We start from the raw sequence: 17,948 nt of genomic DNA, 5'->3' as shown, positions 1-17,948 counted from the left end.
GATCGTCCCTCAGGTTCAGGTAATCCAACCGCCGACCTCACCCCGCAGTGCCCCAGCCAAGCTGCGATTTCGAAAGGGCTCCCAGGGCCGAGGGTGATCCTGGGAAAAGTCCTTCGAAGCAGCTTGGCAGCACCTTCAGGATGAGACCACGTTAGGAAGAAGGGTTGCGTCCCGATCTAGTCCTCGTTGACCCGGGCACTCCGACAGCCAGCATAAGCCCGCGTCAGCAGCCGCATCGTGTGGAGGTCGCGCTCAGCGCTGTATGCGTCGCGCTCGGCGGGTCGGCGCAGGGCAGAGCCGAAGGCACGAACCTGCTCGAGAAAGGGCGAGGCCTCGGCATCGAAGGCGACTGGCTCGGTCTGCCCACTCGCACCATCGGTGATGAAAAGTGTGCCTCCGGCCACCTGTCCCATCGTATCGACGGCCGTGAGCGCGCCACCGGTGCCAATGACTTCGAGACGGCGACGCGGCAGGGCATCCGGGCAATTATAGGCGACGTGCAGGTTGGCGAGGATGCCGGAGCCGGTGCGGCCGATGAGGAGCGCGCCGTCATCGACAGCGTAGTCCTGCGCCCTTGCCTGCGTCAGAGCGGCGATATCCTCGATCGACTCATCGAGAAGAAAATCGACGAGATCGATGCCGTGAGGAGCCAGATCCATCAGCGCGCCGCCGCCCGCTTTAAGCGGGTCGATACGCCAATTGTCCTGGCCGGCGAACGAGGTCCAAGCCCGATCGAGCCAGCAGGCATAGACGATGCGGATGGTTGTCACGGCGCCGATGCGCCCGTCGCGGATCGCGGTGCGCATGGCCCGGTGGGCCGGATGATGGCGCTGGTCGAAGGCCGTGCCGTAGAAGATGCCGCCATTTCGCACAGCCGCGACCATGGCCTCGGCATCGGAGAGCGAGGCCGCCATCGGTTTCTCGCACAGCACGGCCTTGCCAGATGCCGCCAAGGCCTCGACCGCCTCACGGTGGAGGTGATTGGGGGTCGCCACATAGACGGCCTCGACCTCCGGCTCGGCCAGCAATCCGGCCAGGTCAGGATGAGCACGCGCGCCTTCTCGCTCGGCAGCGGCGCGCGAAGCTTCTCCGGGATCGGACACGGCCACGAGCCGATGACCCGCAGCGCGGATGCCCGGAGCCATGTAATCCCGTGCCACCCAGCCGTAGCCGACGATGCCCCATCCGATGGAATCACCCATCACCAGCGCTCCGGCAGGTCGACGAATTCACGGCGGCGGACGCGATCCTCGTGCGGCGATTGCTCGCCCCCGACCCAGTCGAGGGTCTCCGGGCCTTCCGAGCGAAGCGGATAGGTGACCCTGGGGGCATATTCGGCTTCGTAGCGATCCGAGGGCCATGCGACCACGTAGCCGCCGGAAGGATCGGGCTCATAGAGGGGGTTCAGCCGGAGCGACGTCCCTTCATGGGGCCATGTCAGTCCGTCGAGGATGGCGCGGGGTGCAGGCCGCATCCCTGCACCGGCGACCACCGAGAACGCTTCCACATGGCGAAGGTCGGACGGCCGCTGTGGCGAGGGCGCGCGCTTCTCCACGAGGGCACGGGTGAGTTCGTCGTCATCATAGACGAGGGCATCGGGAAACAGGTCCTCGATCTCCTCGGCCGAGACCGCGCGACCGGCCGAGAAGCCGGGCCGCTCGGCATTGTGAATGTGGCTGAGAACGAGCCAACCATCGTCGCCGGCATTGTGCCGAAGGCATTCGAGAATGCCGGGCTTGTCATCGAGGAAGTAGAAAGCGTCGTTGCACACCACGAGATCGACGGGTGCGCCGGGGATCGGCCAGTGCGGTGACGCAGCATCGAAACAGACGAGCTGCGCCCTCTCGCCGACGACCCAGTGCCGGGCGACCCAGAGCTTGGCGAAAACGACATCGGCCCCGGCTACCTTGACGCCGCGCATCTGCATCTCGCGGAGGTAATGGCCAATGCCGCATGCGAATTCGAATGCGCAAACGGGGCCGTTCCAATGCGCTTCGAGTAACGTCAAGCCAGCGAGAAAGGTCGGATCGGTCCAGCGATGCAGGAAATAGTCGCCGACTCTGCCCCAGCCGAGCAACCGCACTGCGTCCCGCAGGCTCGTCCTGTCACGATCCCGCACAAGAGCATGAAGATCGAGGGGATCTGCTGGCGGGCCGGTCCACCAATCGTCCTGATCGGCGAGCAGACCCTCCAGTGCCAGTTCGTGTTTATCCCGATCGAGCAGGTCCAGCGTCGCGCCCAGAAGCTCCAAGCGGCCAATTCGCAGATAGGGAATCCCGTCGATGACCGGCCAGCGCTCACCGGTGACGACGTCGCGGAGGGAATGCGGCGTATCGGCTTTGAGCGCGTTCCCCGTCTCCGGGGAAAGGAGTTCGAACGGGATCATCTGTGATGTCCCGTCATGCAGCGACGAACCATCACGGAATCCGCATGTCCCTGAGGACCCGGTCGTGGAAGCCCTTCACCGGACCGGCATGGACCAGTTCCATCTCCACCAGCACGGTGTCCATGGTCAGCGATGCGGCCCTAAGGTGCTGTGAAATCTGCAGAACCCGGTCGATGCAATCGGCGGCGTGAAAAGCCCTGCCCTCGGCCGTCGCATCGTCGGGCAGGATGGCACGCGCCCGCTCGATGGTCTCGCGCAAGGGGGCGTCCAACTCGTCGAGAGCCCATTGGGTGGTCCGCGCCATGATCGGAGCGAGGTGGTCGCCGAGCAGCATTTCGCCGGTGAAGCCGGCGTCGGGCATTGCCGCGTTGTGGAAGTGGTGGCTCATGGCCGCCAGGAAAACCAGCGTGGGATCAGCCCGGTAAAAGGGGCTGAGGACGACGCCGTAGACCGCAACCATCAGGCAATGTTCGGCATGGTTCTCGGGCGGCTCGAGCAGGATGCGAGGCTTGCCGGGACAGGTCACGCCGGCGCGCGGCTGGTGGCTCAGTGCCGCCACGAAGGCGGGCAAAGGACCGCCATGCAACCCCTCGTTCGAGCGCAACGCGACGGCCATACGCCGCTTCAGTTCGGGGTCGACCGTTGCGGTGACGGCGTCGAGTCCGGACGTCAGAACGTCGCCGATTTCCGCCTCGGCCAGACCGGCGGAGGCGAGAAAAGCGGCATCGAGGTCGCAGAGGCGGGAGGCCGCGAGCGCCTTGGCGGTGATGTCGATGGCGACCGTCTCGGGATCGGCACCGCCCGTCAGCGCCGACCACCCTTGGGCGAACAGCCGCTCGGCGATGGAGCCGATGCGGCCGGCGGAATGCACGCGCTTAAGGTCGTTGAGTTCGACGAACACCTCGCGCAGCGCGAAGGGGGCGGCCATGCCGCCCCCCGTATCGGACGTGATCATTGCTGGCCGCCGAGCCACTCGAGCAGCATGTGCTGCTGCTTGCCGAAATCGTGCTCGGGTCCGTGGCCGTTGGCGACCATGGGCGCCTTGAAGAACGAGGAGAGTTGCTCCTGCGGGCCGCTCTCGCCGCGCTTCTTGGCGAGGTCGAGCACGCGAGCGATCTCGATGACCAGGGGTGCGGCCAGGATGGAATCCTTGCAGAGGAAGTTGACCTTGATCTGCATCCGCTGACCGAGGAAGCCGGTGACGTCGATATTGTCCCAGGCTTCCTTGTCGTCACCGCGCGGACGGTAATAGTGGATGTGGACCAGATGGTCCTCGACCGGATAGCCGAGGATCGAATCCAGCACCGTACCCTTGGTGTTGAGCTTCGACTGGAGCGAATCCTTGTCGTTCAGGGCGAGACCGTCGCGGTTGCCGAGGATGTTGGTGGAGAACCAACCATCCACGTGGAGGGCGCGAGCCTTGAGGGCCGGCGCCAGGACGGTCTTCATCATGGTCTGGCCGGTCTTACCGTCCTTGCCCGCCAACGGCACGCCGTTCTCGCGGGCGAGTTCGAGCAAAGCAGGGATGTCGGCGGCCACGCTCGGGGTGAAGTTGGCGTAGGGGACGCCGCTCTGGATCGCCGCATAGGCGTAGAGCATCGCCGGGCTGATCGCCTCGTCGCTGGAATCGAGACCCTTCTCGAAAGCTTCGCGGGAGTTCAGTGCGGGCGCATCCAGGTTGGGCCAGCGTTCCGTGGAGGCGAGGTTGATCACGACGACTTCGTCGAGATTGCTCTCCAGACGAAAACGACGAAGGTCGTTCGCGATGACGGAGACCGCCTCGCGGTGATCGGCGGCGACGATGCGGTTGGCACCCTCGATGTTCTTGCAGAACTTGGCGCTGCCGACAGCCGGCCAGGGCTTGATGCCCTTCAGCACCTGGGCGCCGTTCTCGATATCCTGCTTGGTGAGCACGCCGTGGCCGGTGGCGGCGGAGGCGAGATCGTCGTCGTTGAGATCCCAGCCGCCAAAGACGAGATCCTTGTAATCGGCCAATCCCGCGACCGAGAGGCCCGCGAGGGGCAATCCGTCGAGGCGGTTCGAACCAGATTTGATCATCTCGATGCCGGCGATGGCGGTGGTGGCGACGGCGCCACCCATACCGACGAAGGCAACGCCGACGCGGCGACCGGTCTGCATGCTCATTGGAAAAAGGCTTCCTTCAATGGGTCCATCGGGGCGTGTCTCGTCGATATTTCGAGATCGCCCTCTGGGACCATCGTAACTGGGCTACGGAGCCTTCGTTCCAACCCCGGCCAGAATGCCTTTTTGACGCGGCCACGCTGAACCGCGCCCGAACGAATACTTAAAATATCGTTAAATCATAGCCTTAACCGTTCCTTAAGCGTGCCACGCTTGAATCACGGAGCTGTCCCATTGTGGTCACAGCTCCCAGCGAGATGTCCGCTCGCTGAACTGATCGAAGCCGCGTCCTAGAAAGCCGCGGCACGAACAAGGAACAATGATGGGGCTTTTCCCGGAGCCGGCGCATCGCGCCGACGACGCGTGCCGTCTCGTGCCTAACGAGACCCTGGATCGTGACGAGACGGTGGCTTGGCTGAAGCCCGGCTCCCTTCGCGGCAGGAAGAAGGCAAGCGCCACGGTATCGGCCAAACTCACCGTCGCGAAGATCGCGATCGGCCTGCTGCTCGGCTCAGGTTTGCCGCAGAGCGCACTGGCGCCGGCAGCGACCGCCCATGACCGCATCGACATCCGCGCCTACGTCGCCAACGATTTCGCGGCGGCCACAATCGACAAACCCACGGATTGGGATGGGGTTCCCCTCCTCGACCAGGAACCTGCGACGGCCAGCCTGATCGAGAACGACCTCGCCTCGCTTCCCCAGAGCCGCGAGAGCGACGGCCGGGACGTGCTTCGGTTCGGCGACATGAATGTGCCGCGCGACATCGTCGAGACAATCCTGAAGGCGTCGTCCGAGACCGGGGTCGATCCGGTCTACATGATGGCGCTGGCCGACAAGGAATCGAGCTTCTCGACCACTGTGAAGGCCTCGACCTCTTCGGCCGAGGGCCTGTTCCAGTTCCTCTCCGCCACCTGGCTCGAACTGGTGCGGACTTATGGCGCCCGCTACGGCTATGAGACCGAGGCCAACGCCATCACCGGCCGCGGCAGCGCGATCACGATCCAGGACGAGGCTACCCGCACCCGCGTGCTGCGCCTTCGGCAGGACCCCTATGTGGCGGCCCTGATGGCCGGCGAGCTGATCAAGCGCGACCGTGCCCGTATCGAGCAGCGCATCGGCCGCGAACTGAAGACCTCCGAACTCTATCTCGCCCATTTCCTCGGGACGTCGAGCGCCGGCAAGTTCCTGACGCTGAGCGACGACAACCCGGACCTCGTGGCCAAGCAGGCTTTCCGCGCCGCCGCCCGCGCCAACCGCAGCCTCTTCACCGCGAAGGCCGGCAAGCACCGCCGCAGCCTCACCGTCGCGGAAGTTCGCGAGCGCCTCGGCGACATGATCGACCGCCGGCTCGACCAGTATGAAGGCGTCACCGCCCTGGTCGGCACCCAGGACGTCACCCCGGAGACGAACAGCGATCCGAGCCAGGCCTCGGCCCTCCTCGATGCGAGCCTGCGCGTTTCGGCCCCGACCGGGCGGATGCAGGTCACCGAGGCCTTGCCGAGAGAATAAAGCTTCGGCCGAGATTCGTCGCTCGGGCGGCGAACCGGGCCGCTGAATCGGAGCGATGCCGCTGGGGGTCCGAACGCAGGCCAGTGCGGTAGGCCATGACATTCATGAACACACCTCCGTCATTCCGGGGCCGCGCAGCGGAGCTCGGAATCCAGAGCCGCTACACGTGCTCGACATAGCAGCGTCGGCGGTTCTGGATTGCACGCCTCTGGCGCGGCCCTCCGGGTCCGGGCTCGCCTGTGGCGACCCGGAATGACGGCGAGGGACAAACCTCAGAGAGCTCTGGTGAGCACGTCTCTGCATTTTGCCCAAGTTCGGAGCCCTGGCGACGCCGCTTCTGGCATGGCGTCGAAGGTTCTTTCCGGTCTAGAACCGCCAAGCCAGCGCCGACGGTAAGCCGACGGGACCTGTGCTCCTGGATGACCACCGGCGGCCGATGACAGATCAAGAACCGGAACGGCCGAAGACCGGCGAAACGCCGGATGCCCGAACCGCCGCCCGCGAAGCCGGACAGGCGGCGCGCGTCCTGTTCAGGCATCTCGGCTTCCTTCTCGTCACGGCCTTACGCGGCCTCGCGCGGGGCTTGCTTTCAGCGGCGCGCGCTGCGAGCCGAACGCTCGGCACCCTCGGTGCGAGGCTCACCGCACGCGCCGCCTCCGCGCGGACGAGCGGCACGGACACTCCGCCTGCGGCAGGGAGCGCTCCGGCGGCGCAGACGCCACAATCGGGCTGGCGCGGCCGTCTGCGGCAACGGCCCTACCTCGCCGCCGGCCTCGCGGCCCTCGCCCTCCCCGTCGTCTTCGTCGCTTGCCTCGTGCTCTACAGTTTCGCGACCCTGCCGCCGCTCGGTGGGGTAGTGCCGGAAGGCGGCCAGCGCGCCCTCACGGTGGAGGCGGATGACGGACGGGTCTTCGCCACGCGCGGTGCCTTTCAGGGCCAGAAGCTCACGGCGGCCGACATGCCGGCCCATCTCGCCCAGGCCGTGGTCGCCATCGAGGACCGGCGCTTCTACTCGCATTGGGGAGTCGATCCGCGCGGGCTGGCACGGGCCCTCTGGCGCAACACCGTGAGCGGCGGGGTGCGCGAGGGCGCGTCCACCATCACGCAGCAATATGTCCGGCTCACCTCCCTCACCCAGGAGAAGACGCTGCGCCGGAAGATCCAGGAGGCGTTCCTGGCCCTGCGCGTCGAGAGCACGATGTCGAAGGAGGACATCCTCCTCGGCTATCTCAACACCGCCTATTTCGGGGCCGGCGCCTATGGCATCGACGCCGCGTCGCGGCGCTATTTCGGCAAGGGCGCGAAGGCGCTGACGCTCCCCGAGGCGGCGATGCTGGCGGGCCTCGTCCGCGCACCGTCGCAACTGGCGCCGACGCGCAATTTCGGCGGCGCCAAGGAGCGCGCCGACATCGTGCTGCAGACCATGGTCGAGACCGGCGCGATCACCGCCGCCGAGGCCGACAAGGCCCGCGCCGAGACGATCACCCTGCGGACACCGCCCGAGACTCCGCCGGGCACTAATTACTTCCTCGACATGGTGTCGGCGGACGCCAAGCGTCTGTCGGACACGCCCGGCGACGTCACGCTGCGCACCACCCTGAACCTCGATCTGCAGAGCCTGGCGGAGGGCGTCGTCGCCCGCCGGCTCGATGCGGAAGGGGCGAAGAAGAAGGCGAGCCAGGGCGCCATGGTCGTCCTGAACAAGGAGGGCGCGATCCTCGCCATGGTCGGCGGGCGCGACTACGAGGACAGCCAGTTCAACCGGGCGACCCAGGCCAAGCGTCAGGCCGGCTCGCTGTTCAAGCTGTTCGTCTACCTCACCGCCTATGAGAAGGGCCTCTCGCCGGAGACGGTGCTGGTGGACCGGCCGATCCAGATCGGCGATTGGGAGCCGCAGAATGCGAGCGGCCGTTTCCGTGGAGCGGTCCCCCTCCGCACGGCCTTCGCGCAATCGATCAACACCATCGCCGCACAACTGGCCGACGAGATCGGCATGGCCTCGGTGATCGAGACCGCGCGCAAGCTCGGCGTCACGTCCGATCTTCCCAACGTCCCGAGCCTCGCCCTCGGCTCGGCCGAAGTCTCCCTGCTGGAGATGACACGAGCCTATGCCGGCGTGCTGGCGAGCGCCCAGCCCCTCGACACCTACGGCGTCCATGCCATTCGCGGACCCGGCCCAGACCCGCTCTACCTGCGCCCCGATTCCAAACCGACGACGCCCCTGCCGGGCGAGAGCCGCGCGATGATGCTGGATTCGCTCCAGGCCGTGGTGGATAGCGGAACCGGACGGGCCGCGCGGATCACCAACCTCGCGGTGGGCGGCAAGACCGGGACGACGCAGGATTACCGCGATGCCTGGTTCGTCGGGGTGACGCCGGACCTCGTCGTCGGCGTCTGGGTCGGCAACGACGACAATACCTCGATGAACAAGGTCGGCGGCGGCGACCTGCCGGCGGCGATCTTCAAGGATTTCACCCAGCGCGCCACCGTCCAGATGGCGTCGCGGCGCAAGCGCCCCTCCACCGCCCGCGCCGAGCCGGCCCCCGCCGCCAAGGAGACCAGTGCCGCCGGAGCGTTGCGCGGCGTGCCGGAGGTGATCGATACCGGAACCCTGTCGTTCCGTGGCCGGACGGTGCGCCTCCTTGGCGTCGATGGCGAACGCGGTGCCCTGGCACGCCAGCTCGCACGCTACCTGCGCCGGCGCGAAGTCGTCTGCGAGCCGGCGGCCAACGGCGCGGTCGACGAGGCCCAGCCTGCGGGCCTGCGCTGCCAGATCGACGGCGACGACCTCGCATCGTTGATCCTCACGGCCGGCGGTGCCCGCGCGTCGGAGGATGCCCCATCGGACCTTCTCGCCGCCGAGGAGCAGGCTCGCTCCGAGCGCGCCGGCCTGTGGCGGCGCGAGCGCTGATACCTGCGATCCGCCGACTTTTCCCGTCTGGGACCGGTCAGCGGAACGGCGGCTCGTCGAAGCTCCTCAGCTTGCGCGAATGCAGGCCGTTGCGGTCGGCACGGAGGATATCGAGGGCGGACAGGCCGATGAGCAGGTGCTCGGCCACTGCCCGTTCGTAGAAGGCGTTCGCCGCGCCCGGCAGCTTGATCTCGCCATGGAGCGGCTTGTCGGAGACGCAGAGGAGCGTGCCGTAGGGAACCCGCAGCCGGTAGCCCTGCGCCGCGATGGTGCCGCTCTCCATGTCGACGCCGATGGCGCGGGACAGGTTGATCCGCCGCCGCTCCTGGCTGAAGCGGAGCTCCCAGTTCCGGTCGTCGTAGGTCACCACCGTGCCCGTGCGCAGGCGGCGCTTCAGGTTCTCGCTGGTCTCGCCGGTGACGTTGGCGGCGGCGGCCTGGAGCGCCAGCTGGACTTCGGCCAAGGCCGGCACCGGCACGTCCGGTGGAACCAGCTCGTCCAGGATGCGGTCGCGGCGCAGATAGCCATGGGCGAGGACGTAGTCGCCGATGGTCTGCGACTGCCGCAACCCGCCGCAATGGCCGACCATGAGCCAGCAATGCGGACGCAGGACCGCGAGATGGTCGGTGATCGTCTTGGCGTTGGAGGGGCCGACGCCGATGTTGACCAACGTCGTGCCCTGCATCGACCCGTCGGGGCCGCGCGCCACGAGGTGGTAGGCCGGCATCTGGAACTTGTGCCAGGGCGAGGCGGCGATGAGGGCCGCCGGATCGATGCTCGCCGCCTCCGCCCGCGAGACGGTGATGCCGCCCGGCAGGATCATGCGCTCGTAGCCATCCTTTCCGCTGGCGAGCTGCTCCAATCCGTGCCGGATGAAGCCGTCGACGTAGCGATGATAGTTCGTGAGCAGAATCCACGGCTGGACGTCGCGCCAGTCGCAGCCGGTGTAATGGACGAGACGGCGCAGGGAGTAATCGACCCGGATCGCGTCGAACAGCGCCAGAGGCTTCGGCTCCTCCGCCGGGGCGACCCAGAGCCCGTCGGCGATCTCGTCACCCACCACCGAGAGCAGCGGGACGGGGAAGTAGGTCGCCAGGTCGCGCGGCGTGATCCCGCTGCCCGAGAGGTTGGCGCCGGGCTCCAGCACATAGGGATAGGGAATCTCCTGGGCGCTCAGGCCGACTTCCAATGTAGCGCCGTAATCCCGCACCAGGGGCGTCAGCTGCTCCAGCAGATACGGCCGGAAATGCGCCGGCTGCGTCACCGTGGTGGCGTAGGTGCCGGGAGACTGGAACTTCGCCGTCGCGCGGGAAAAACGCGGGATCGGCCCGGAGGGGTGATAGGTGATCCGTAGTTCGGGATAGCGGAACTGAAGCCGCTCGGCATGGTCCGGCGCGGCGCCCCCGTCGAGATAGCGGGTCAGGGCGGTCTGGAGCGACTGGATCGCACCCGCGTACAAGGCGGCGAGGCGGTCGACGGCGGTCTCGGCATCGCCCACGGATTCCATCGGGCGCCATTCGCTGGTGGTCACGCTCTCTCCTCGAAGGGCTTCGGCCCGTAGGTGGTTGGGCAGATTGAATTGCCGACGGAAACCTATACCCCGCCGGCCGTGGATGGAACGATGCGGCCCGCATGGCGGCGCGTTGTCGACCGGCTTGCGCACGGGGGCGAGTTGTCCGACATGCTCGCTGCGAACGGCTCGCGCGGTCCCGCCGGGTAACGCCTCTCCAAACCCGATGCGCAAGATGAGCGACCCAATCGACCGGCGGCCCGGCGAAGAGACCGTCACGCTGCCCACCTCCCACGATGCCGGGCTCTACTTCATCGGCCGTGTCCGGACCCCATGGGCGACCCGCGCCGAATGCCCGAAGAACGGGCTTCAGACCGACGCCATCTGCACCCTGGAGGTGGATGCCGCCTTCGCCCCCGGTTTGCAGAACGTGGAGGGGGCGAGCCACCTCATCGTGCTCTACTGGATGGACCGGGCGGCACGGGACATCGTGCGCCAGATGCCGCGCCATGCGGAGGGCAGCCGGGGCACGTTCTCCCTGCGCTCCCCGGCGCGGCCCAACCCCATCGCGCTGTCTGTGGTGGAACTCCTCGGCATCGAAGGGACGACCCTGAGAGTCAGAGGGCTCGACTGCCTCGACGGCACGCCGCTCCTCGATATCAAGCCCTATTACGCCAGCACCGATTCGCGGCCGGAGGCGACCATCGACCGAGCCGGCACGGCAAAAATCGTGGACGGGTCGGGGGCGGCCCGGTGAGGGCTCTGCGCCTGGGCCTTGCCGGGTTGGCGATCCTCGGCGTCGGCTTCGCCATCGGATGGATCGAGAAGCCCCTGCGCCTCAACACCCGGCTCTACGCCACGGACCGGTTGCCTTCGATCCAGGCCCATCTCGACGATGCACCGGACGGCTACATCCTCCTCGCCGGCGATTCGCAGGCCGAGTTGCAGAACCCGGCGCAGCGGGTCTGTGGCGCGGAGATCGTCAATGCCGGTGTGAGCGGCGCCTCGGCCTCCGTCTATGCCGATCTCGTGGCCAACCTGTCCGTGAAGACCCGCCCCCGCGCGGTGGTGGCCTTCATCGGAACCAACGATCTTCTGCGGAAGAAGGAGCCGCTATCAGACAGAACGGGCCAAATCTTCGACGAATCGGTGGAGCGGATCGTGAAACGGCTGCAGGCCGAAAGCGACCGCGTCGTGGTCGCCGCCATTCCGCCCATCTCGCGTTCGGTGGCGAAGCGCCTCGAACCGGCGGCGGTAGCGGCCTATTCCGCCCGGATCAGGGTCCTGTGCGAACGCCTGTCCTGCGGTTATGCGGATCCTTTCGCGGAGCTCCGCGACGGCGATACCGGGTTCGCCCTGCCCGGCACCTTGCGCGACAATCTGCACATCGCGGATTACCGCCGCGTGATGCGGGCCTTGGAGCCCGCTCTCTGCGCGGCGAGGCCCTGATCAGGCCCCGGCGTGATGGGGCGCCGCCGGCGCCGTCGATGCACCGCCTTCCGGCCTGTCTCCCTTGGGTGCCTTGATGCGGTACCAGCCGACATAGAGGGCGGGCAGGAAGAACAGCGTCAGGAAGGTGGCGGCGATGATGCCGCCGATCATGGCATAGGCCATCGGCCCCCAGAACACTTCACGGGCGATGGGGATGAGGGCGAGGCTCGCCGCCCCGGCCGTGAGCAGGATCGGCCGCATCCGGTGGCAGGTCGCCTCCACCACCGCATCCCACGGGGCGTAGCCCTCGCGGTCGTACTCGTCGATCTGCATCACCAGGATCACCGAGTTGCGGATGATGATGCCGATGAGGGCGAGCACGCCGAGGATGGCGACGAAGCCCAATGGCTTGCCGAAGGGCAGCAGGATCGCCACCACGCCGATCAGGCCGAGCGGCGCCACGCTCGCCACCAGGAACAGCTTCTGGAAGCTCTGAAGCTGGATCATCAGGAACATCGCCATGGCGAGCAGCATCACCGGCGCCACCGCCGCGATGGGTCCGCTGCCCTTGGCGCTCTCCTCCACCGCACCGCCGACCGCGAGGGTGTAGCCATCCGGCAGGGTCTTCTCGAAGGCCTTGATGGCCGGATCTAGGGCGTTGACGATGGTCGGGGCCTGGGTGTCGTTCACGATGGCCGCCCGGACCGTGATGGTGGGCAGGCGGTCGCGGCGCCAGACGATGGGCTGTTCGAGTTCGTAGCTCACCGTGGCGAAGGCGAGCAGCGGCACGACGCTGCCGTTCGATAGCGGCACCTGCAGGCTCTGGAGCGTCTCGACGGAGTTGCGCTCCACCGCCTGGGCGCGGCCGATGACGTCCACGAGGTAGATCGAATCGCGGACCTGAGTGATCGCGCGGCCGCCGACGATGCCGTTGAGCAGGCCGGCGATATCCTCCGAAGTGACCCCGAGCTGGCGCGCCTTGTCCTGAATGATCTCGACCTTGAGCACTTTGCCGGGCTCGTTCCAGTCGAGGTTGGGCAGGCCGACATTCGGGTTCGAGGCGACGATGTTGCTGAGCTGGAGCGCGAGGCCCCGCACCTTCTGCAGATCGGGTCCGCTCAGCCGGTACTGGATCGGGCGTCCCACCGGCGGGCCGAGATCGAGGGAGTGGACGAACACGTCGGTACCGACGAATTCCTTGGCCGCCAGCGCCTCGAATTTCTGGATCATCTTGTCCCGCGCCTCGAGCGACGAGGTCACCACGATGATCTGGCCGAAGAACGCGTTGCCGAGCTGCTGGTCGAGGGGAAGATAGAAGCGCACCGCGCCCTGCCCGACATAGGAGCTCCAGCGCAGGATGTCGGGATCGCCCTTCATCGTCGCCTCGAATCGGTCCATCTGGGCCTTGGTCTCGGCGATGCTGGCATTCTGCGGCAACGTCATGTCCACGAGGATCTCGGGACGGTCGGAGGCCGGGAAGAATTGCTGCTGCACGAACTGGATGCCGTAGAGCGACAGGCCGAGCAGGCCGACGCAGAAGGCCACGGTGATCCAGCGGAAGCGCATGGCCGGAAGCAGCATCGCCCGGAAGGTCCGGAGCAGGAAGCTCGGTTTGTCGTGATGCTTCTTGATGGTCTTCGGCAGCAGCTTCACGCCGATGAGCGGCGCGAACAGCACCGCCACGACCCAGGAAATCAGGAGCGAGGCCGCGATGACCACGAACAAGCTATAGGTGTACTCGCCCGCCGCCGAGCCGTTGAAGCCGATGGGCAGGAAGCCCGCCACCGTGACGAGGGTGCCGGTGAGCATCGGGAAGGCGGTGGAGGTGTAGGCGAAGGTCGCCGCCTTCTTCAGGGTATCGCCGACCTCGAGCCGCGCGACCATCATCTCAACCGTGATCATGGCGTCGTCGACGAGGAGGCCCAGCGAGATGATGAGGGCGCCGAGCGAAATGCGCTGAAGCGTGACGCCCATGACCTGCATCACCACGAAGACCACGGCGAGGACGAGGGGGATGGAGAACGAGACCACGAGCCCTGCGCGCCATCCGAGGCTGATGAAGCTGACGCCGAGGACGATGACGACGGCCTCGATCAGCGCCTTGGTGAAGCCGCCCACAGCCTCTTCGACGATCTTCGGCTGGTCGGAGACGAGGTGGATGCCGACGCCGTAAGGTAGCTCGCCTTCGAGCTTCTTCATCCGCGCCTTCAGGTCGTGGCCGAAGGTCAGCAGGTTGCCGGAGGGCTGCATGGCGATGGCGAGGCCGATCGCAGGCTGGCCGTTGAACCGGAACAAGGCAGTCGGCGGATCGGTGAAGCCGCGCGAGATCTCCGCCACGTCGGACAGGCGGAAGAACCGGTCGTTCACCCGCAGGTTGATGGTCTTGAGACTGTCCTCGGAGACGAACTGACCGCCGACGCGCACGGAGACGCGCTCGGGCCCGGCCTGGATCACGCCGGAGGGGGCAATGGCGTTCTGCGCCTGCAGCGTCGCGATGACGGCGGCCTGGTCGACGCCGAGGCCGGCGAGCTTACGGGTGGAGAAGTCGAGGTAGATCGCCTCGTCCTGCGCGCCGAGCAGCTGCATCTTGCCGGCATTGTTGACCTTCTTCAGGTCGGCGCGCACCCGCTCCACATAGTCGCGAAGCTGGCGCATGGAGACGCCGTCGGCGGTGAACGCATAGACGTTGCCGAAGACGTCGCCGAACTCGTCGTTGAAGAACGGCCCCTGGATCCCTTGCGGAAAGGTGCTGCCGATATCGCCGATACGCTTGCGGACCTGGTAGAAAATGCCCGGAATGGTCTTGGGCGGCGTCGTCTCACGCAGCTGCACGAAGACCGTGGTCTGGCCCGGCGTAGTGTAGCTGCGGCTGAAATCGACGGCATCGATCTGCTGCAATTCCTTCTCGATCCGTTCGGTGACCTGATCGAGGGTGTCGCTGATCGTGGCGCCGGGCCAGCGCGCCTGCACGATCATCGTTTTGATGGCGAAGGGCGGGTCTTCCTCGCGGCCGAGCTTCTCGTAGGCGAGGAAGCCCGCCAGCATCGAGATGAGCATCAGGAACCAGACGAAGGAGCGATGCTCGAGCGCCCATTCGGACAGGTTGAAGTTCTTCACGGGGCGGCTCTCGCGTGACGCTGGTCGGATCGGCGCGGCTATTGAAATGTGTCGGCGAGGCGGACGCGCTGACCTTCGGTGAGGCTGCGGGCACCGGCGAGCACGACGCGCTCTCCCGGCTTCAGCCCCTCGGTGATGGAGACACGCTCGCCGTTCCTGTCCGCGACGGTGACGTCGCGGCGGGACACGGCATCCCCGGCCTCGTTGACGATCCAGACCGCGCTTCGTCCATCGGCCTCGAAGACGGCGGTCGCCGGCAACTGGAAACGCGGCGCCATATGGCGCGACAGGCCGACCGTGATGGTGGAGCCGAGGCGGAACGCGTCCGGTGGCTTGAGCAGGGTCATCCTGATGCGGCGGGTGCGAGTCTTCTGGTCGGCGAAGGGCGAGACCTCGCGGACTTTCCCCGTGGCCGTCACGTCGGGCGCGCTTTGGAGCGCAACGGTGAAGACCGCGTCCTTCGGCATGGCCCCCACGAGATCCTCGGGGATGTCGACCACGGCCTCGCGCTCCTCGGGACGGGCCAAGGTCGCCACCGCTTGCCCGGCGGAGAGAACCTGCCCCACCTCCGCGCTGCGGACGGTGACGACGCCGTCGAAATCCGCATGCAGCTCGGTATAGCCCATCTGGTCGCGGGCTTTCTGCAGGTTCGCCTGGGCCTGGGCGAGACGGGCCTGGGCCGTGTCCCGGCTCGCCACGGCGCTGTCGAGCCGGGCCTGGGTGACGTTGCCGTTGGCGATGAGCCGCCTCTGCCGCGCCTCGGTGGCGATGGCGTTCTCCGCCTGCGCCGTGGCATCGGCGAGTTCCGCCTCCGCCCGCGTCAGGGCGAAACGCGTGACGACGGGATCGAGGGCGGCGATGCGCTGGCCCTTCTTGACCACATCCCCCACGGTCACGTCGCGGGCGATGACCCGGCCCGCGATCTGGAATCCGATCTCGGACTGGTAGCGGGGGGCCACGAAGCCCGCGAAAGGCCCGAACACGATCGTGTCGATGGGCTTGACCACGGTGTAGAGGACGGGCCGCACTGGAGGCGGGCCGGCATTCTCCTCCTCGCCATGGCAGGCACCGAGGGTGGACACGACCGCTGCGATCAGCGTCAGGCGTAAGCCGAAATGGATCATCGGCCGATCTTCTCGGCAACCGAGACGGTCTGGCCCGGGCGGAGGAATTGAATACCCGCGATGACCACCTCCTCGCCCGGCTCGACACCGCCGGACAGGGCGATGGTGTTGGGCGAGTAGCGGTCGATGGTCACGTTGCGCGGCGCGACCTTGCCGCTGGCCGGATCGCGGACCCACACGGCCGGTGCGTTCTCCCAGCGGTAGAGCGAGGACCAGGGCAGGACGATCGCCGTCTGCGGCCGGAACTTGCCGGTGCCGACGACGATGGCCCCAAGGGTCATGGCAGCGGGCGTGTCCTTCAGCCCGACCTTGACCCTCACGGTGCCGGAGGCGGCGTCCACGCTCGGGGAAATTTCCCGCACCGTGCCGACGGTCCGCACCTTCGGGTCCGCCTGGAGGGTGACGTCGATCTGCTTGCTCTCGGGCGGGGTCGCGAGAACCGCCTCGAACACGTTGAACACCGCGTCGCGCGGCCCGTCCTCCGCCATGGTGAGAACGGTCTGGCCCGCCTGGACCACTTGCCCCACCTCGAAGCTGCGGCTCAGGACGATGCCGTCAACGCCCGATTTCAGATCGGTGTAGGAGAACTGCTCCTGGGCCGTGCCCAGTGCCGCCTTGGCGGACTCGACCGAGGCCAGGGTCGTGCGGAGTTGCTGCTCGGCATCGTCATAGCTCGGCCGTGTGGTGTATCCGCTGGAGAGCAGCATCTCCTGGCGCTTGAAATTGACCTTTGCCTGGGTCAGCAGCGCCTCGGCGGAGGTCAGCGCGGCCTGAGCGTTGTTGAGGTTGGCGCGCTGCTCCTGCGGATCGAGCTTGGCCAAGACCTGATCGGCGGTGACGTGATCGCCGACCTCCACCAGTCGCGTGGCGATCTTGCCGTTGTTACGGAACGCCACGTTGACCTGCGACTGGGCCTGGATGTCGCCCGTGAAGACGAGATCGGCCGAGATGGTGCTACGCTCGGCCTTCGCCGTCCGGACGATGGCGAGGCTCTGCTTGGCCGCGCCGGCAGCGGAGACGTCCTCCGCCTCCTTGGCAGAAGCCGGAAGCGAGGCCGAGACCGCAAGGCCGAGGAGGGTGACCGCCCCCGCGCCACGGATTCGTCGAATGGACTTGGTCAGACCAGACACCACGACCCCATTCCGGATAAGCTCTATCGAACCGCTTCTCTATCGGGTATCTTACAGACCGTCCAGACGGTTTCTAAAAGGCAATGACATGGCAAAGCCGCGCACACGGCGCGAGGACCGGGCAAGCATCATCCTCGATGCGGCCGAGAGCCTGATCCGTCGTGCGGGTACGCGCACCTTGACGATCGACGCGGTCGCGGCGGAGGCGGGCCTGAGCAAGGGCGGGGTCCTCCACCATTTCTCCTCGAAGGAAGCGCTCATCACGGCCATGGCCGAGCGCAAGCTGAAGGAGGTCAAGGAGGGCATTGCCCGGCTCGAAGCGGAGCAGGTTCCGGGTCCCTCGGCCCTCCCCCTCGCGCTGATCGCCCATGCGAGGCAGGTCTACGCTGAGGAAGAGGGCTTCCCGCGGGCCTTCCTTCTGGCCTCCGCAGAAAATCCCGAGGCATTCGCCGGCTTCAACGCGTTCCTCCGCGAACGGCTCGCCGGCCTCGAGAAGATCGAGACCTGTCCGGGGATCGGCGCAGCTTTGGTGTTCTCGACACTGGGGTTGCTGATCACCCGGACGCTGGGCTTCCATTCCATGGAGGGCGCGCAGCTCGAACGGCTCTTCGACGGCCTCGAAAAGGTGGCGCGCTGCGTGACCGAGGGCGAGATCCCTCCGGATGCGTGCGGGACGCCCTGAGCGGC

At 67.0% G+C, this 17,948-nt stretch carries 13 protein-coding genes; 5 read left to right on the top strand and 8 right to left on the bottom strand.

Annotated elements, in window-relative coordinates:
* Nucleotides 1-176: 176 nt before the first annotated feature.
* The 4 genes from RQI43_RS09845 to RQI43_RS09830 are packed head-to-tail and all read right to left on the bottom strand — an operon-like array spanning nt 177 to nt 4,531.
* On the bottom strand, nt 177-1,202 hold the full coding sequence (locus RQI43_RS09845) for a Gfo/Idh/MocA family protein (protein ID WP_056431340.1): 1,026 nt from the start codon (nt 1,200-1,202) through the stop codon (nt 177-179).
* Nucleotides 1,202-2,386: a methyltransferase domain-containing protein gene (locus tag RQI43_RS09840; protein ID WP_311275036.1), complete on the bottom strand. Its 1,185-nt coding sequence runs from the start codon at nt 2,384-2,386 to the stop codon at nt 1,202-1,204. The genes RQI43_RS09845 and RQI43_RS09840 overlap by 1 nt, the downstream gene beginning before the upstream one ends.
* A gap of 31 nt (nt 2,387-2,417) precedes the next feature.
* Nucleotides 2,418-3,314, bottom strand: coding sequence for a hypothetical protein (locus tag RQI43_RS09835; protein WP_311275132.1), 897 nt, complete (start codon nt 3,312-3,314; stop codon nt 2,418-2,420).
* Nucleotides 3,315-3,337: 23 nt separating this feature from the next.
* Nucleotides 3,338-4,531 carry an inositol-3-phosphate synthase gene (locus RQI43_RS09830; protein WP_056431348.1) on the bottom strand — a complete coding sequence of 398 codons (1,194 nt, stop codon included), beginning with the start codon at nt 4,529-4,531 and terminating at the stop codon, nt 3,338-3,340.
* Between the two features lie 316 nt (nt 4,532-4,847).
* On the opposite strand from RQI43_RS09830, the gene RQI43_RS09825 reads away from it, so the two are divergent.
* Together RQI43_RS09825 and RQI43_RS09820 are read left to right on the top strand one after the other, a co-directional pair.
* Nucleotides 4,848-6,038: a transglycosylase SLT domain-containing protein gene (locus tag RQI43_RS09825; RefSeq protein ID WP_311275035.1), complete on the top strand. Its 1,191-nt coding sequence runs from the start codon at nt 4,848-4,850 to the stop codon at nt 6,036-6,038.
* A gap of 436 nt (nt 6,039-6,474) precedes the next feature.
* Nucleotides 6,475-8,949 carry a PBP1A family penicillin-binding protein gene (locus RQI43_RS09820; protein ID WP_311275034.1) on the top strand — a complete coding sequence of 825 codons (2,475 nt, stop codon included), beginning with the start codon at nt 6,475-6,477 and terminating at the stop codon, nt 8,947-8,949.
* Between the two features lie 37 nt (nt 8,950-8,986).
* Here the strand turns inward: RQI43_RS09820 and RQI43_RS09815 are convergent, their stop codons facing one another.
* Nucleotides 8,987-10,456: an AMP nucleosidase gene (locus tag RQI43_RS09815; RefSeq protein ID WP_311275131.1), complete on the bottom strand. Its 1,470-nt coding sequence runs from the start codon at nt 10,454-10,456 to the stop codon at nt 8,987-8,989.
* Nucleotides 10,457-10,694: 238 nt separating this feature from the next.
* Here RQI43_RS09815 and tsaA point away from each other — a divergent pair, with 238 nt between their 5' ends.
* Both tsaA and RQI43_RS09805 read left to right on the top strand, forming a co-directional pair.
* A complete protein-coding gene (gene tsaA, locus RQI43_RS09810) occupies nt 10,695-11,216 on the top strand; it encodes a tRNA (N6-threonylcarbamoyladenosine(37)-N6)-methyltransferase TrmO (protein WP_311275033.1) in 522 nt (173 codons plus the stop codon).
* Entirely contained in the window at nt 11,213-11,908 is a 696-nt protein-coding gene (locus tag RQI43_RS09805) for a GDSL-type esterase/lipase family protein (protein ID WP_311275032.1), read from the top strand. Before tsaA ends, RQI43_RS09805 begins: the two co-directional genes overlap by 4 nt.
* On the opposite strand, the gene RQI43_RS09800 is transcribed toward RQI43_RS09805, so the two are convergent.
* Genes RQI43_RS09800 through RQI43_RS09790 form a run of 3 tightly spaced genes read right to left on the bottom strand, consistent with a single transcriptional unit; the run spans nt 11,909 to nt 17,261 of the window.
* Entirely contained in the window at nt 11,909-15,007 is a 3,099-nt protein-coding gene (locus RQI43_RS09800) for an efflux RND transporter permease subunit (protein WP_311275031.1), read from the bottom strand.
* A 38-nt stretch (nt 15,008-15,045) separates the two neighbouring features.
* A complete protein-coding gene (locus RQI43_RS09795) occupies nt 15,046-16,131 on the bottom strand; it encodes an efflux RND transporter periplasmic adaptor subunit (protein WP_311275030.1) in 1,086 nt (361 codons plus the stop codon).
* Complete coding sequence (locus RQI43_RS09790; protein WP_311275029.1) at nt 16,128-17,261, bottom strand: efflux RND transporter periplasmic adaptor subunit; 1,134 nt, start codon at nt 17,259-17,261, stop codon at nt 16,128-16,130. Before RQI43_RS09790 ends, RQI43_RS09795 begins: the two co-directional genes overlap by 4 nt.
* 88 nt (nt 17,262-17,349) lie before the next feature.
* Between RQI43_RS09790 and RQI43_RS09785 the strand changes: the two genes are divergently transcribed.
* A complete protein-coding gene (locus tag RQI43_RS09785; RefSeq protein ID WP_056431361.1) occupies nt 17,350-17,943 on the top strand; it encodes a TetR/AcrR family transcriptional regulator in 594 nt (197 codons plus the stop codon).
* Nucleotides 17,944-17,948: the final 5 nt, after the last annotated feature.

The organism is Methylobacterium sp. WCS2018Hpa-22, assembly GCF_031843785.1.
Taxonomy (GTDB): Bacteria; Pseudomonadota; Alphaproteobacteria; order Rhizobiales; family Beijerinckiaceae; genus Methylobacterium.
Note: the sequence above shows the minus strand (reverse complement) of the source record. Positions and strands in the feature narration are given on the sequence as shown.